General features: G+C 63.0%; 13 protein-coding genes. 4 read left to right on the forward strand and 9 right to left on the reverse strand.

Features of this window, described 5'->3' with window-relative positions:
- Positions 1–395 precede the first annotated feature (395 nt).
- The 4 genes from YUA_RS0133355 to YUA_RS0133370 form a co-directional block, all read right to left on the reverse strand.
- Positions 396–2294: a HAMP domain-containing sensor histidine kinase gene (locus tag YUA_RS0133355; RefSeq protein ID WP_245285321.1), complete on the reverse strand. Its 1899-nt coding sequence runs from the start codon at positions 2292–2294 to the stop codon at positions 396–398.
- A 95-nt stretch (positions 2295–2389) separates the two neighbouring features.
- The gene (locus tag YUA_RS0133360; protein WP_027534572.1) at positions 2390–2809 is read right to left on the reverse strand and encodes a hypothetical protein; all 420 of its coding nucleotides are present in this window, start codon (positions 2807–2809) and stop codon (positions 2390–2392) included.
- Between the two features lie 10 nt (positions 2810–2819).
- Entirely contained in the window at positions 2820–4052 is a 1233-nt protein-coding gene (locus YUA_RS0133365) for an HlyD family secretion protein (RefSeq protein WP_027534573.1), read from the reverse strand.
- Entirely contained in the window at positions 4045–4458 is a 414-nt protein-coding gene (locus tag YUA_RS0133370; protein ID WP_035972433.1) for a hypothetical protein, read from the reverse strand. Before YUA_RS0133370 ends, YUA_RS0133365 begins: the two co-directional genes overlap by 8 nt.
- Before the next feature lie 162 nt (positions 4459–4620).
- Here YUA_RS0133370 and YUA_RS0133375 point away from each other — a divergent pair, with 162 nt between their 5' ends.
- Positions 4621–5091, forward strand: coding sequence for a hypothetical protein (locus YUA_RS0133375; RefSeq protein WP_027534575.1), 471 nt, complete (start codon positions 4621–4623; stop codon positions 5089–5091).
- Positions 5092–5116: 25 nt separating this feature from the next.
- Positions 5117–5917 (forward strand): polyphosphate kinase 2, encoded by an 801-nt coding sequence (ppk2, locus tag YUA_RS0133380; RefSeq protein WP_027534576.1) that lies wholly within the window; start codon positions 5117–5119, stop codon positions 5915–5917.
- Between the two features lie 46 nt (positions 5918–5963).
- Here ppk2 and YUA_RS0133385 read toward each other — a convergent pair whose 3' ends face one another.
- The 5 genes from YUA_RS0133385 to YUA_RS0133405 all read right to left on the reverse strand — a co-directional run bounded on the left by YUA_RS0133385 (position 5964) and on the right by YUA_RS0133405 (position 13409).
- Positions 5964–6398 carry a hypothetical protein gene (locus YUA_RS0133385; RefSeq protein WP_027534577.1) on the reverse strand — a complete coding sequence of 145 codons (435 nt, stop codon included), beginning with the start codon at positions 6396–6398 and terminating at the stop codon, positions 5964–5966.
- A 29-nt stretch (positions 6399–6427) separates the two neighbouring features.
- Positions 6428–8128, reverse strand: a complete 1701-nt coding sequence (locus YUA_RS0133390; protein WP_027534578.1) for an aspartate:alanine exchanger family transporter — start codon at positions 8126–8128, stop codon at positions 6428–6430.
- Between the two features lie 12 nt (positions 8129–8140).
- A complete protein-coding gene (locus YUA_RS0133395; protein WP_027534579.1) occupies positions 8141–10894 on the reverse strand; it encodes a decarboxylase in 2754 nt (917 codons plus the stop codon).
- Between the two features lie 134 nt (positions 10895–11028).
- Positions 11029–12732, reverse strand: coding sequence for a SulP family inorganic anion transporter (locus tag YUA_RS0133400; protein ID WP_027534580.1), 1704 nt, complete (start codon positions 12730–12732; stop codon positions 11029–11031).
- Positions 12729–13409: a YoaK family protein gene (locus YUA_RS0133405; RefSeq protein WP_027534581.1), complete on the reverse strand. Its 681-nt coding sequence runs from the start codon at positions 13407–13409 to the stop codon at positions 12729–12731. Before YUA_RS0133405 ends, YUA_RS0133400 begins: the two co-directional genes overlap by 4 nt.
- 135 nt (positions 13410–13544) lie before the next feature.
- On the opposite strand from YUA_RS0133405, the gene YUA_RS0133410 reads away from it, so the two are divergent.
- The gene (locus tag YUA_RS0133410) at positions 13545–15233 is read left to right on the forward strand and encodes an aspartate:alanine exchanger family transporter (protein WP_027534582.1); all 1689 of its coding nucleotides are present in this window, start codon (positions 13545–13547) and stop codon (positions 15231–15233) included.
- An 11-nt stretch (positions 15234–15244) separates the two neighbouring features.
- Positions 15245–16129, forward strand: a complete 885-nt coding sequence (locus YUA_RS0133415) for a dienelactone hydrolase family protein (protein ID WP_027534583.1) — start codon at positions 15245–15247, stop codon at positions 16127–16129.
- Positions 16130–16150 lie beyond the last annotated feature (21 nt).

Below are 16150 nucleotides of genomic sequence, written 5' to 3' on the forward strand. Positions count from 1 at the left end.
CCGCGACCATCAGACCGGGGCACGGGCGCTTGTTGATCGAGATCAACGAAACCGCGCCGGCCGCGCCGCTGCACCGCAAGAGCTCACTCGATCAGCTCGGCCTCCATCAGAAGCCGGCCCGGCACTCGGCGTCGCGTCGCGCAGCGCCCGGATCGTCCCCGTGCTCGTCGCAAACAGTACGTCCGGCCTGGTGGCCATGAGCTCGCGCGCTTCTATTTGCTGACGTGCCGGATTGGGGCCGGGTCAGCGCACCTCAAGACGGTAGCTTTGTTTGGCGATCCAACCGAGATCGGCGAGCCCCTGCTGAAAGGCATCGACGCGCATCTGTGCGCCGGGATCCCAGGCACGTTGCCGGTCAGGACACCGACCAGCAGACTTCCGAGCTGTGATCGAGATCAAGAACCCGTTCGTTGTCGGACGATCGGCAGCCTGACCGTGAACAGCGCCCCGCCCGCTGGCAGGTTCTCGGCAGCCATCGTGCCATAATGGGCCTCGACGATGGTTTTGGCGATCGCGAGCCCAATCCCCATGCCCTCCGGCTTGGTCGTAAAGAAGGGATTGAAGACGTTTGCGAGATCGTCGGCCGCGATGCCAGGGCCGGTATCGGCGATCCTGATCTCTGCCTGATTGCCGGCGCGGAGCGTCGCCACGCTCACCTCTCGCTTCTTCATGTCAGCATCGGAGATCGCGTCCATCGCGTTGATGATGAGATTGAGAATGACCTGCTGGACCTGGACGGGATCGCCCTTGATCGGCAGTTCGGTGACGGCAGGCACATAGCTCAGTGCAATGCGGCGTCCATCAGCAACGGCCGCCGCCAGCCCGATCGCCTCGCGCACCGTGTCGTTGAGCTCTAGGTTCCTGATCTCGAACGGTGTCTTCTTCAGAACGCTGCGCAAGCGGCGGATCACCTCGCTCGCACGCTGGTCGTCGCGTCTGATGTCGGCGAGAATTTGCCTAACTTCGTCGAGATCGGGCGAGGCAGCCTTGAGCATGAGCTCCGCGGTCTCGGTGTTGGTCAGGATCGAGCCAAGCGGCTGGTTCAGTTCGTGGGCAATCGACGTCGTCAGTTCTCCGACGGCCGAATAGCGATTGGCGTGCGCGAGCTCGGCAAAGCGCTGCCGTGATTCGACCTCGGCGACCTGGCGACGTTGACGCTCATGCAGCAATCCACTGATCAGGCCGGCCTGCACCAGGATGATGGCGGCGATCAACAGCACCTGCCAGCGATAGCTCTGCCAGAGGGTCGGCTCGCGGAACATGATTTCGCTGCCCGGCGGCAGATCGCTCTCGCTGATGCTCCAGCGCTGCAATTCGCGCCAGTCGTATCTTGGCGCAGCGAACTCGATCGGCTCGTATTTGATGTTGGACGGCTTCTCCCCGCCAAGAACACGAATGGCTGCATTCACGGTCTTTTCGCTCGTTTCATTGATCGAATGCATCGGACCGCCGACGGTGCTGCCGCCGAAAAAGGGCTCCTGGTAGGAAAAGATCGGTGCGTTCGCGACCGCATGCAGGCGGCGCAGCGCGATATCGCCCTCGTGGACGATTCCCGCGGCATCGACTGACATCAGACCCCAAAACAGTGCCGTGTGCGGGGGTAGCACCGCTGCGCGCTTCAGGATCTCCTCGAACGACAGATCCGAATACCAGATGAAGTCGAGCCGACCCTCCAACGGTTTCAGCTCCCGCTTCACCTCATCCATCCAGAACGTCTCGAGCGGCGATGCCCCGACGACGACAGCGACCGTTTTGGTCTTCGGCAGAACGTGAAGAATGTTGCGAAACGCGGCCACGAAGTCATTGCGGACCGACACGACCACGTCGTTGTCGGTGAGATCGGAGCGGTTGATGAGCCGTTGCTCGACCACGGTCAGCACCATCGGCGCGTCCGGGAAGAGTTTGCTGCGGTATCTCTGCACGAATCGCGCGGCGGGCGCACCGATGCTCAGCACGATATCGGGGAATGCGCCCTGATACAGCGAGGCGAGGTAGTCAACGAAGGGCGCCTCCGGGCCCGGACTGTTGAAGCGCGCCGTGAGCAGCGCGTGCTCCTGGACGTCGAGTGGCCATGGCGACTGCCGCTCGAGCTCGGCCTTGATGCTGCGAGTATACTCGCTCCACGGACGAAACTCGCGGCCGAAAGAATGCAGGATCAGGACACGCTTGAGCTCACCGCCCAACTGCCGTTCAACGGCATTGGCCCGTCCGGGCGACATGCACACCGCGACGAACAGGCCAAGACACAACAGCGCGGCCGCGGCCGGCCACGACCTGACCGAGTCAGTCGACATGCGCCCGCTCATGCTCCAGTCCCGCGGCTTCCGACGGCCGCTTTCCGGACATTCTAGCGGAAATTGCAATGCGCAGACAGCCCCTAGACCTGCCGCTATGTCGCCGGGCAGCGGTGATAGCGGATCTCCATGTCCTCCATTCCCGGGAACAGGCGGATGAGGCTGTTGGCATCCAGCTCCTTTAGGCTGAACTGGACGTTGGAGAGCATCATGTCGGTCGCGCAGGCGGCAATCAGGTTGACGTTCGGCCCGCTATCTTTCCGGCCCTTGATCCGACAGCGCGCGAACTTGCCGATGATCTGGTCGCCGTCGACGATGAAACCACCGCCAAAGACGTCCGACATGTCGGTGAAGGCGATCCGGCTGCCCTTGCGTTCGAACACCTTTGGGCAATTGTCGGCATCGGTGACCCATGCACCGTTGAGGTCAAGCGCAGCCGCGCAGCCGACCGATGCGAGAAAAAAGCCGCTCGACAATGCGAACGCGGTCGGTTTCGGCAGGCGACCCATCGCCATCATCCCTTCCTCAGTGACCGCTCAGCACGAGCGTCTTGATCGGCAGCAGCAAGGCCTGGATACGCAGCAGCAATGCGTGCACAAGGCCGACGCCGTCCACGACGTGCAGCGCAATCGCCCGGCTGGTCGAGGTGTCCGCGGCAGAGATCTCCTCGTGATTGCTGGTATAGGCGTTGACGATGCAGCTGCTGCCAGGCGTAACGCCTTCGAGCCCACCCTTGTAGAGCGGCTCAAGAAACGCGAGAATCGTGCCCGGTCTCACGGCATTCTGCGCTTCGACCAGTTGCTGTCCCCCTGCGATCTGTCCGGCGGCGATGTAATCCTGAACCGACGTGACCACCATCGGGATGATCACCCAGGGTTTGGAAATGCAGCTCGCTTCCGCCACCATCCCTTCCTTGATCACGTTCGACTCGATCTGGCCAAAACCGGCCTGCAAACTCTTCCTGCCGGCTCCCTCCGGGATCAGAACGCCGGCCGGCCGCATGATTTGGGCGACAAGGTCTCCCCTGCGAAGCACGAATTGCTCGACGCGCCCATCGACGCCGGCGCGAATGATGGTCTTGTCGAGATCAACCTGGGCTTGCGCGAGGGCAGCTTCAGCGCTGGCCTTCTGCGCCGGTAGAAGCGTCGAGACCTGCAGGGCCGCCGACTGACCCGCTGCAGTAGCCGCGTCGATGCCGGCCTGGCGTTGATCGACCAGTACCTGGAGCTTGTCGATGTCGCGTTGCGCAACGATGCCGGGATTGCGACGTTGCAGCTCGGACTTTGTGTCAAGTTCATCCTTGGCCTGCTGGTGGTTGGCCTTGGCTTCCTGGGTCTGCGCTTCGGCCTTGACCACGTCGGATTTCGCCGCCACCAGCGCTGCATCAATCTCGGCAATCTTGCGTTTGGCGGTTTCGAGCGCGGCCTGCTGCTTGGAACTGTCCAGTGTAAAAAGCACGTCGCCCTGCTTCACCTGCTCGCTGAAGCCGACCTTGACCTCCTCGACGCGTCCCGAGCCTTCAGGCAGGATCGGTACGGTGCGGAAATAAAGCGCCGCCGACTCTGCGGTGGGATGAAAGTAGAAGATCATGGTGATCAGAGAAATCGTGAGCATCAGGCAGCCCGTGATGCCCCATCGCAGCTCGTACCAGACCGAAAAGAACGTGATCTCCTTGCCGAACCGCTTTCCCTGGGCATAGCGGCGATAGAGATAATCCGGCACAATCGTCAGCAGGGAGCAAAACATGAGCTCAAACATGACTGTGCTCCCTTTCCTTGGCTGGACCGGTTTGTTGTGGCGCCGCCGGGCCGGGTTGCCCGGCCTCGCTCACCTCCGCCGGCGTTGCGTCGGCGATCTTCTCCACGGAATCGGCAATGCTGCGGAGCGGCGTACCGAAATCGGGGATATCGATTAGCGCGAGCAGCAGGCCCGCTACCCAGAAAACGTGCATGTGCGTGAACAGCGAGATCAGGCCGAGCACCGCGACAAATTCGAATTGCAGCTTCTGCGATTTGTGCGCCATCCGCTCCGGCAGGCTGTGCAGGCGCCAGTATAGCGTTCCCACCCAGAGCACTGTTCCAATCAAGAAGATGCCCATCACCACCATCAGGACGTCAGTCCCGCTCCCCGGCGCGAGGTAGAACGGCAGATGGTGCGGCGCCATCGGATGTAGTTGATCGTTCAAATGACTCTCCCCGCCAAACGTGCTCGAGCGGCACTGTGTTCAAGCAGTCTCCCCGTTTGCTTGATCTGAATCAAGGGAAAGCGCCCTGCCGGACATAGCGTTTCGTCAATGATGATTGCACAATCAAAGGGAGCCGCAGCCATGCCCGGCCTCGACGATCTCATTCCCAACGCCACCCAGATCCGCAAAGAGGCCGCTCTCAAGGAGGCGGAGAAGGCCGAGGAATATGTCCGGCTCGCCGCAGCCGCCGAGGCCGAGAAACGCGGGCTGATCGAGCGCCTGAGCAAGCCCTCCGGCAAGAGCGAGGAAGAGAAGATCAAGCTCGCCGCCACGATCATCCAGCGCGCCGTGCGAAGCGGCCTGACCGAGGTGCTCGTTTATCGCTTTCCCAATTCGCTCTGCACCGACAAGGGACGCGCCATCAACCAGATGGAAAAGGGCTGGGAGAATACGCTGACCGGAATCCCCAAGGAGATCTTCCAACTCTGGACCGACTATCTGAAGCCGCGCGGCTATCGCATCGCCTACCAGATCATCGATTTCCCGGGCGGCATGCCCGGCGATATCGGCGTGACCATTTCATGGGACGACGATGAATCTCGAGATCATTGACGAGCGCAACAGCGAAAGGACAGGCATGGCCAGGGACGAGCCTGCGGAGAAAATGAAGCGCAAGGCCTACGAGAAGGAGCTCGAAAAGCTCCAGGTCGAGCTCTGTCACCTCCAGGAATGGGTCAGGGACCAGAAATTGAAGGTGATCATCATCTTCGAGGGACGCGACGCCGCCGGCAAGGGCGGGACCATCAAGGCGTTGACGGAAAAAGTCAGCCCGCGCGTATTCCGTGTCTGCGCCCTGCCTGCGCCCTCCGACCGGCAAAAATCCCAGCTCTTCCTGCAGCGCTATATCGAGCAATTCCCGGCCGGCGGCGAAATCGTGATCTTCGACCGCAGCTGGTACAACCGCGCCGGCGTCGAATATGTCATGGGCTTCTGCTCGCCGGCCGAGCACAAGCGCTTCCTGGAATTATGTCCGCTGGTCGAGAAATTCGCCGTGGACGCCGGCATCATCTTGATCAAGCTGTGGCTCGAGGTCGGGATGGACGAGCAGGAACTCCGCTTCAAGGCGCGAATCGAGGATCCGTTGCGGCAATGGAAGCTGAGCCCGATGGACACCCAGTCGTTCGGGCGGTGGTACGATTACTCCCGCGCGCGCGATATGATGTTCCAAGCCACCGACACCAACCATGCACCGTGGCGACTGATCCGCTCCGACGACAAGCGGCGCGCCCGGCTCAACGTCATCTCGCACATCCTGCAAACGATCCCCTACAAGAAGATCAAGCGCGAGAAGGTCAAGCTTCCGCCGCGGTCCCACAAGGGACGCTACAACGACCAGGCCAGCCTGCGCGGACAGAAATTCGTTGAGGAACGATATTGAACTGCGAACCGGGCTGCGGTGACGCGGCCCGGTCTGCCTTAGCGACCTATTTCAACTTGATCGTGACACCACCGACCGCGGCCGACACTTCCGCGCCGACCTTCGGCCCACTGAGCTGAAGGATCACGCCATTGCCGTTCTGCAATTGCACGGCGCCGGCGCCAGCGGCAACCGCACCACCCGCTCCACCGGCTGCGTAGGAGCCTTCAATGGACTGCGGACCCTTCAGATTGAGCGCGCGGCCGACCAGCTTGGTGGTCGAGGCGCCGATCGTGAAGCCGACGCTCATCCCGGAGACGGTGAAGGGATATTTGTGGCCCCGGTAGAGCAGTACGCCCTCCCCGCCGCCGACACCGACGATGAAGCCGCCTTTGGTGAAGACGACGGCCACTTGGCCGGTGTCGGCACGCGAGGGCGTGCTGAAGCCGGCCGCCACCGCGAGAGTGGCAGCGAGAGCGACGTACTTGGCAAATCTTCTCATGACCGTTTCCCCTTGAGTTTGACGTCGACCTATTGCGCTAGGATCATCGCGAAGTAGCCGAAGATGGTGAGAAGGATGCCTGATACGGCGTAGCCGACCGGGAATCCGATCCAGGGCACGGAGCTCTGGATTTCGACCGCGGCCTCACGGCACGGACCGGAATGCGACCGCGCCCCGGCGACCCCGCCCATCAGCACGGCCGGATTGATCTTGAAGACATGAAACCCGATCGCCCAGACGATGAACGGCGGGATTGTGCAGGCGATGAAGCCGGCGATGAAGATCTTCAAGGCAATGGCACCCGTGAGCTGCGAGAGCAATCCGGCACCGGCGTTGACGCCGACGATGGCGACGAAGACGACGAGGCCGAGATCCTCCAGCACGTTGCGCGCCGCGTTTGGCGTGTTGCCGAAGAACCGCAGCCGCGACACCGCCGAGGACACAATCACGCCGGACAGCAGCAGGCCGCCGGCATTGCCGAGGCCGATCTTGGCGCCGAAAGCCGGGAATTCGATCATGCCAATCAGGAAGCCGAGGATCATGCCCGCGGCTAGTGTCAGCAAGTCGGTCGAGGTGTTGGTGCGCGCAATGCGGCCCCACATCTCGCCGAGCTCGTTGACGGCAGACTTCAAGCCGACGACCGTGATGATGTCCATCCGCTGCAACTCGGTCTTGAGACCGGCTGGAATCTGAACGCCGCCACGCTCGACCTTGCCGATCTGCAGCTGGCCGGCAATCGCCTGCTCCCGGAACGATTCAAAGGTCCGCCCGACCATCTCCTTGTTGGTGACGAGAATCTCGGCCTGATCCAAGGGAACGCCGAGCGCCTTGGCGTCGGCAACCTCGGGACCAATCAAACCCATCTTGTCGGTGAGATTCTCGGTCGAGCCGCCGAGTGCGACGACGTCGCCTTTCTGGAGCACGAGATCAGGATCGGCCCCAAGCGTCTCACCGCCGCGCAAGACGTTGACGATGCGATATTCGGGATTCTCCTTGCGGAAGCCTTCGATGCTCTTGCCGTTCTGAGCGGTATTCTCGAGCCGGTAGGCGCGCAGACCGAACTGGCGATAGCCCGTGAGGCCGCCGCCTTCGAGATCCTTGACTCCGAACTCCTGCTCATACCGCTTCGCCGCCGCCTTGGCGTCGACACCCCACCAGCGCGGCAGGTACTTGCAGATCAGGATGATGCCGACGGTACCCCAGATGTAGGTAATGCCGTAGGACAGCGCGATCATGCCCGAAGCATCCTCGGGCTTCATGCCGTCGGGCAGCTTCACGACGCCGGATGTGACCGCCTGCTCAGCAGAGCCGATCGCGGCCGACATGGTCTGCGAGCCCGCGAGCATGCCGCCAGCGGCGCCGGGCGGCAGTGAGAAAAGTCTTGCGCAGATGACGACAAGCGCCAGGCCAAGCACGCTCGACACCACTGCCAGGACGCAGAATTTGAGACCGTCGCCCTTCAGGCTGTTGATGAAGGACGGGCCAACGCGCAAACCGACGCCGTACATGAAGAGATAATAGAACAGGCTCTTGGCGAAAGCGTTCAACTCGAGCTTCACGCCGTAGGTGGAGGCCCAGACCGACAGGCCCGCGCCAACCACGATGGCACCGGCGACCATGCCGAGGCCATAGCCCTTGATGCTGGCCCGCCCGATCCAGACGGCGAGCCCGACAACAAAGAACAGCAGCAGAAATGGATTCTGCTGCAAGAACGTGAAAAACCCCTGCATATTATGTCCCCCTTATGACGCGGCCTTGAGCTTGGGTTGCGCGCCGGGCTTCGGCCGGCCGAGCTTCGCCAGGGCCTCCGTGCGCACGAGCTTCAGCCCTTCCTTGGCGTCGTAACCATGGATCTCCTTCACATCGAGCTTGCGCATGAAGTCGATGGTTTCCTGGGTGATGACCTGGCCCGGCACCATGATCGGGAAGCCCGGCGGATACGGGATCACGAAATTGGCGGAGACGAGCTCGGGACCGGCCTTCAGCCGCCGGTCGATCTCGGGATCGTTGAGGCGGAGGTGCTCGCAGCCCGCGACGTCATAAGCGGCATAGAAGCCGGTGCGGATGTCGCCTTCGTTGGTCTTGGTGCCGGCATCGCCACGGAAGCTCGGGTGGAAATGCGAGAAGTTCGGAAGATCAGGCACGTCCTTCATCAGGCTCTTGACCCGCGCCTCGAAGGTCAGGCGCGCATTGGCGCCGCCTTGGGCGAGCCCGCGGTCGACCTCGCCCGCGATCTCGGCGAGGACGCGGATGAGGTGCGCGACGTCGCTGCGGGTGTTGTTGATGTTGGACTGGACCAGGACCGAATTGCGCGAGGTCTTGTTGACCTGGATGTTGTACTCGTTGGCCAAAATGCCCTTGAACTGTGTGCCGTCAAAGCCAGCCGTGCCGCACACCAGGGTCATGCGGGTTGGGTCGAGACAGAACTCGTCGTCGTCCAGGCTCTTGAGCGTATTGGCCCAGTTCACGCCGGCCGCGAGATAGTCGGTGAAGCCGCTCTGACGGTACTGCGCCGGCACCATGGCGTCGGCGCCGAGGATATGGAAGTATTTTGAGAGCAGCGGATTGTTGTTGACCGCCTGGCGGATCGCGAACGCGATCTCGATTGCATTGGCGACGAGACCATAGCCCTCCAGCTCCATCTGCCGCCGTGAGATATCGAGGCTGGCGATGAGCTGCTGGTTCGGGCTGGTGGAGGCGTGGGTGAACACGGCCTCCTTGAACTGCTGCTCGACCGTGTGGAATTCGACGTCCTTGACCGAGAGCATGGAGCCCTGCCGGATCGCCGACATCGACTTATGGGTCGAGTTGGTCTGGTAGACGCGCAGTCGGATCTGCCGCGGATCGGGAATGAGCCTGGTCTTGAGCAGCATCTCGTCCGTCGGGTTCTTGCCAAGTTCGGCGTGCTGCTTTTCATAGGCCGTGACCGACTTCGGATCATGCATCCACGCCTCGATCTCATTGGCGGCGCCCAGTCCAGTACGGCGGCGCAGGAACGGCGAGAAGCGCGCGAAGCCGAACCAGGCCTCGTCCCACAGGAAGATCAGGTCCGGCTTGATGGCGAGGCATTCCTCCATCACCCGGCGGGTGTTGTAGATGTGACCGTCGAAAGTGCAGTTGGTGAGGTCGAGCAGTTTGACGCGGTCGAGCCGGCCGTCGGCCTTGGCACTCAACAGCGCCTGCTTGATCGTCTTCAGCGGTACCGCGCCGTACATCGAATATTCCGTCATCGGGAAGGCTTCGACATAGAGCGGCTGCGCACCAGCCAGGACCATTCCATAGTGATGCGACTTGTGGCAGTTGCGATCGACGATCGCGATGTCACCCGGCGCAAGCAGCGCCTGCACTGCCATCTTGTTCGAGGTCGAGGTGCCATTGGTGACGAAGAAGACGCGGTCAGCGCCGAGCGCCCTCGCCGCCTTCTCCTGCGCCTTCTTGATGTTGCCGGTCGGCTCCAGCATGCTGTCGAGGCCGCCTGTGGTGGCGCTGCTCTCGGCCAGGAACAGGTTCGGGCCGTAGAATTCGCCCATGTCGCGGATCCAGTCGGATTTGAAGATGGATTTGCCGCGGGCGATCGGTAGCGCGTGGAACGTCCCGATCGGACGCTGCGCGTATTTCTTGAGATTGTCGAAGAACGGCGTGTCGTAACGATCCTGAATGCCTTCGAGGATCGACAAATGCAGCTCCAGCACCTCTTCCACGGAATAGAAGATGCGACGGACGACATTGGCCTCGGGATTGCCGGCGAGCTCTTCGACATCACGGTTCGAGATCATGTAGAGGTCGAGCTCGGGACGAACCCGCTTGATGATCTGAGCAAGCCGCAATGCGGAAGCATCGGATTCGTCGTTGAGGCCGGCGGAGGCCGTGATGGAGCGCAGTATCGGCGCATTGTGCCGGGAACGCAGGCCAAAACCCTCGTTGACGACCACCGCCCCAAGGTTGGGATTGAGCATGGTCGCGCAGAAAGCGTCCTCGAGACTGCCGACGATGACGGGTTCATAGATGAAGCCATCTTCCGGGCGGCGCAGCTTGCGCCATTCTGCCGCGAGCGCCGGCCATTGGCTGGATGACACGCCGGTGACAATCAGAGTCTCGAAATAGGGCCGGCGTGCCGTATGTCCACCGAAGGTGGGCGACACCAGCTCGGGCGTATCGCCATTGCCATCGTCCTTCGCACTCCAGTCGCCGGCATGCTGGCGGAACGATCGCGTTGCCAGAGCCTGGGTGATCCGGGTCGCAAGCGATCGCGACGCAGCCGCATCGCCGGCCGATGATGCTTCGCGCAGGGCCGCCATCAATTGCAGACCGGGATAGCCGTGGAATTCTTCCGTCACCGATAGGCTGGCCAGCGCCGCGTCATAGTCCGCGCGATCGCCGCCGCGGGCCCATACCTTTGCGGCCTCGACCAGATCACGCCAGTCGTCTGCTCGCGCTCCGGGACCAGAAAAGAACTGGTCGATGCGCTTCTGCGCGGGTTTGGTGTCCTTAGCCATATGTCTCTCCCGATCCCCTGGGGCGAAGGTGATGCGGGATCGTACTTTCGGCGCCTGGTCGCTCCATTGATCCAAGTCAACGGTCGCGCGCCTGGGAAGGCGAAGCGACGCAATCCGCATCGCAACAGGCATCGTCAGGCCGTTCGTTGAGTCGGATCGCCCTTATCGTCACCGAGAACACTGTCGAGCGAGCGCAGCCACTGACTGCTGTCGGTCTTCTCCCCCAGCCCCTCGGCGCGCAGGAGGTCGCGAAGCTGCGCATGCGCGCCGACGATGCAGAGAGTGACTCGCCGTGAGGCAAGCTCATCATGGAGATCGCGCAGCATGCGCGCGCCCGCCAGATCGATATAAGGCGACGCCGAAAGGTCGCAGGCGACCAGACGAATGCCCGGTGAACTCCTGACCGTGGTCAGGACCGTGTCCAAAATCGTCTCGGCATTGATGTAGAGCAGCGAGGCCTCGGGCCGGAAAGCGATGATTCCGGCCAGCGGCTCGACATCCGCGTGGCGCGCACTGTCCGAATAGCGGCCACTGCCCGGCAGTCGGCCGAGGAATGCGACGTTCGGCCGCGACGCCCGCGCCAGCAGCAGGAAGATCGATGCAATCGACGCCAGCAGGACGCCCTGGAGTATCCCAAGCAGCAACACCGCAACGAGCGAAATCGACCCGGCGAAAAAATCGATCCGGCTGACCTGCCACATTCGTATCAGCGCGCGGATATCGACCAGCTTGTAAACGGCGGCGAAGACGATGGCAGCGAGCACCGCCTTGGGCAGATTGGTAAGAAGCCCCGTGAAGAACAGCAGGCAGAGCCCTAGCGTCACGGAGCAGACGACCAGAGCCAAAGGTGTCCGCGCTCCGGCACTGTCGTTGACCGCCGATTGCGACAGCCCGCCGGCGACGGGATAGCCATGGCCGAAGGCAGCGGCGAGGTTCGCGGCGCCCAGTCCCAAGAACTCCTGTCGAACGTCCAGGGGATAGCCGTGCTTGGCGGCAAAGCTCCGGGCTGCCGAGACGCCCTCGATGTAAGCCAACAGCACGCAGCCCGCGGCAAACGGAAACAGATCGTCGAACTCCAGCAGGCCGAAGGTCGGCATCCCCAGCGCCGGCAGCCCTTCCGGTATCTTCCCGGTAACGGGCACACCCAGCGCCGGGAAGCCAAAGAGCGTCGCCACCGCAATCGCCAGCGCCACGATGGTGATGCCAACCGGCTTGCCCGGCAGCAGCCGTTCGCCAAGCAGAAGCAACAAAAGCGCGACCGCGCCGATCGCCAGCACGAGCGGATCGAGATGGCCGAGTTGCCTGATCAGCTTGATGGCGCGCTCAAAAAAATTGTGACCGCCGCCGGCTACCCCGAACAGGCTCGGTAACTGGCTCATGATGATGGTGAGCCCGGCACCGGCCTTGAAGCCGATCAGGATGCTGTCGCTGACGAGGCGGACGAGGACGCTGAGCTTGAACAGCCAGGCGATGAAGCACAGCACGGCCACGCCGAAAGCCGCGAGACTTGCGATCTGCGCATACTTCACAGCATCGCCGCCGGCGAGCGCGCCGACGGTTGCGGCAATCATCAGGGAGATCGCCGAGGTCGGTCCGATCGCCAACTGCCGCGACGCCCCGAGCAAGGCATAGCCGATACCGCCAAGCATGTAGCCATAGACGCCGATCTGCGGCTGCAGGCCAGCGAGCGCCGCATAGGCCAGCGAGACGGGAATGGCGTAAGCGGCGAGCGTGACGCCGGCAACAGCGTCGGAAGGGAGCCATTCGCGGCGATAGGCAGCGAGCCAGCCGGCCGGTGGAAAGAAGCGCATCCAGTTCGGTTCGGAAGGCGAATTCATTCGACCACCTCGCGTGGCGTCGTTTCGCAGCGCAGCAAGACGATCAGCAACGCGACGACGGGAATACCGAGCGCGAGGTTAGGAATGGTCCTGGTCGCAAAAGCGCCCGCGGCCGCGCCGCAGCCGAACACTGCACACAACGCGAAGAGGATAACCGACTTGCGCAACGTCCCGAGCGGCGCCCCTCCATAGACGGCCGCGAAGATGTTCTCGACGGTCTGGCGCATGTTGCCGGTGATCATCACCGTACTGCAAACCGTGCCCTCGACCTTGATGAACATCGCCGTCTGTATCGCCGCGACCATGGAAATACCCAGTGTGCCGGCCAGATCCGGCAGTCGGTTGTGCAAAATGCCGATCGCGATCAAGAACAGAATTTCGAGCAAGACACTGAGCGCGCCGGCCCGCTCGCCGGCAACGCGACGCAGCCAGGCGGCGATCACGATACCGACGGTGAAGGCCAGGATCGGCGGCGCGAAGTGAAATGCCTTCGCCCAGTCGCCGGCCATCGCGAAGACCCACAGAAAGATCACATTGGCGGTCTGGGCATTCGCCAGCACGCCGTGAACGATCCAGGTATAGGCGTCGATAAAGCCGCCGACGAAAGCCAGCAGCAGAACGATCTCGACCGTTTCATGGCGGCGGATCGCGCTGGCAGCAACGTCCAGAGTACTCATGTCGGCAAAGCCGGCTGCCGCAAACTCTTCATTGCACCATAGGCGTCGTCGCGTCCCTGCCGGGACTTGATCTGGATCAAGCAATCTCCGGTCGTCGCGGGTCAAATCCCCCGCAACGCGCCGGGGAATGCGACCATGGACACCGTCAGGTGGATCATCACCACTGCACCGGAGATCTTCCTGCTGCTGGCGATTGCGATCGGCACCATTCTGGGCCGGATCAAGATCCGCGGCTTCGCGATTGGCACTACGGCGTGCATCCTGATCGTGGCTGTGCTGATCGGACAGCTCGGAACTTTCGCATTCCCATCGCTGCTGCGGGTGGTCCTGTTCAGCCTGTTTGTGTTCACCATCGGCTACAGATCGGGACCAGAGTTCTTTGCATCGCTCAGCATGCGTACCCTGGCACAGGTTGCCATGGCGCTTGTGCTCGGCGGAACCGGACTTCTCATCGTACTACTATTCGCCCATAGCTTCCGGCTCGATCCCGGCACAGCCTCCGGTATTGCCGCCGGCGCGCTGACCCAGTCCTCCGTCATCGGCACGGCCTCGGGCGCGCTGGCGCAGTTGGGGCTTGCCAAGAGCGTCCTGGAGCAACAGGAGGCGAACATCGCCGCGGGCTACGCCGTGACTTATGTGCTCGGCTATATCCTGACGCTCATCTTCGTCCCGTTCGTGGCGCCAAAGCTGATGCAGATCGACCTGAAGGTGGAGGCAAAGAAGCTCGAAGCCGAGCTCGCGGGCGCCGATCCCCCAAAGACCGAGAACCTGTCCTACCGCAAATTCCAGGCGCGAGCCTATCGCGTCTCGGCTGGCACGGGCCGCACCATCCAGGCGATCGAAGAGGAGATCGGCAGCCGCACCGTCGTCGTGCGCGTCGTCCGGCAGGGGCTGGACGTCGAACCACATCTGGACACCGTTCTCGAAGCCGGCGATGACATCGTCATCGAGGGACGTACAGCCGTCATCGTCAACGCCAAGCCGATCATCGGCACAGAGATCGATGCCGACGAGATCCTGAAATCCATCCCGGGCAACGTGATCGAGGTTCTCGTCGACAACCGCAAGCTCCACGGCCGGTCGGTCAGGGATGTCGCGGAGCGCGTCGGCGCCAGCGCCCGCGGGGTCTTCCTGCGCGCGCTGACCCGGATGGGTCGCGAGGTGCCTCTGAGCGCGGATACCCGGGTCTATGTCGGCGACGTCATGACCCTGGTCGGCAGCACCCGCAACATCGAGCGGGCCTCGGCAAGCGTCGGCCAGATCCTGCGCTCCGGCGATCGCGCTGATATTGCGTTTCTTGCCGCCGGTATCGCCGTGGGCCTGCTCGCAGGACTCGTCAGCTTCAAGGTCGGTGGCGTCGCGCTGACGCTGGGCGGCGGCGGCGGCGCACTGATTGCCGGCCTCGTCTGCGGCTGGCTGCGTTCGCGGCGGCCGACCGTGGGTGCTCTGCCGCCCGCCGCACAACAGACGCTGAGCGATCTCGGGCTGGGCGGCTTCATCGCGGCGATCGGCCTTGGCAACGGCGCCGCGGCCTGGACTGCGATCCAGGCGCACGGGCTGTTGCTGGTCGGCATGGGCCTCGTCATCACCCTCGTGCCGCTGATCGTCGCAACCCTGTTTGCCTACTATGTCCTGCGCATGAATCCCGTGATCACCTGCGGCGCGCTGGCGGGCGCCATGACGGTCGATGCGGCTGTGACCGGGGCCTGCGAGATGGCGGAGAGCCAGACGCCCGTGCTCGGCGTTGCCGTGCCCTACGCGGTTGGCAACGTTCTCCTGACGGTGCTTGGCCCGATCATCGTAGCCGCCACCTTTGCCGGATGAGGGACCTCGATATGCACCGGCGATCGGCTGCAATCCTGCGAACGCTCACGACGACGCTGGTCCTCATCGCGGCTCTGGCAGCGCCGGCCCGCGCAGAGGACGAGGTCCGCATCCAGGAGGAGATCTGGGCGCTACCGCTGCCACTACCGATGTTCGCTTACCTGGTCCGCCCGGTCGGCGACGGCCCCTTCCCGCTGGTCATCATGAACCACGGCGTCTCGCTCAACCCGACCGACCGCAGCTTCTTTCCGCTGGTCGAATTCCGCGACGCCGCCAAATGGTTCGCGAAGCGCGGGAGTCTCGTGGTGGCGCCTGTCGGCACCGGCTATCGCGCATCGGCGATCGATATTCCCGAGCGTGGCATCTATGGCCCGTTCTTCTCCAAGATCGGCAAGTGCACCAACCCGAACTTCCACGATGCGGGCCTCGCGGTCGCACAGGTCGATCTCTGGATCATCGACTACATGGCCGCCGAAAAGCGCATCATCCCGAAGGACGTCATCGTGGTCGGCCAGTCCGCTGGCGGCTGGGCGGCCATCGCCCTGTCGAGCGTGAACCCGCCGGTGAAGGCGATAATCACTTTCGCCGCCGGCCGCGGCGGCCGGGTCGGAGGCAAACCCAACAATAATTGCGCGCCGGACAAGCTTGTCGAATCGGCCGCGGATTTCGGCCGCTCCTCGCGGGTGCCGATGCTGTGGATCTACGTCGAGAACGACACGTTCTTCGGCCCCGATCTGTCGAAGCGCATGCAGGCGGCCTTCACGGCCGCCGGCGGCAAGGCCGAGTACCATCTGATGCCGCCATTCGGCAACGAGGGCCACTTCTTCATTGGCTCACCGGACGCGATCCCGATCTGGTCGCCGCTGGTAACGAAGTTTCTCGATACGCAAAAATAGAGCCCGGCTCCGGAGACGCGA

It is taken from the genome of Bradyrhizobium sp. WSM3983 (genome assembly GCF_000473045.1).
GTDB lineage: Bacteria > Pseudomonadota > Alphaproteobacteria > Rhizobiales > Xanthobacteraceae > Bradyrhizobium.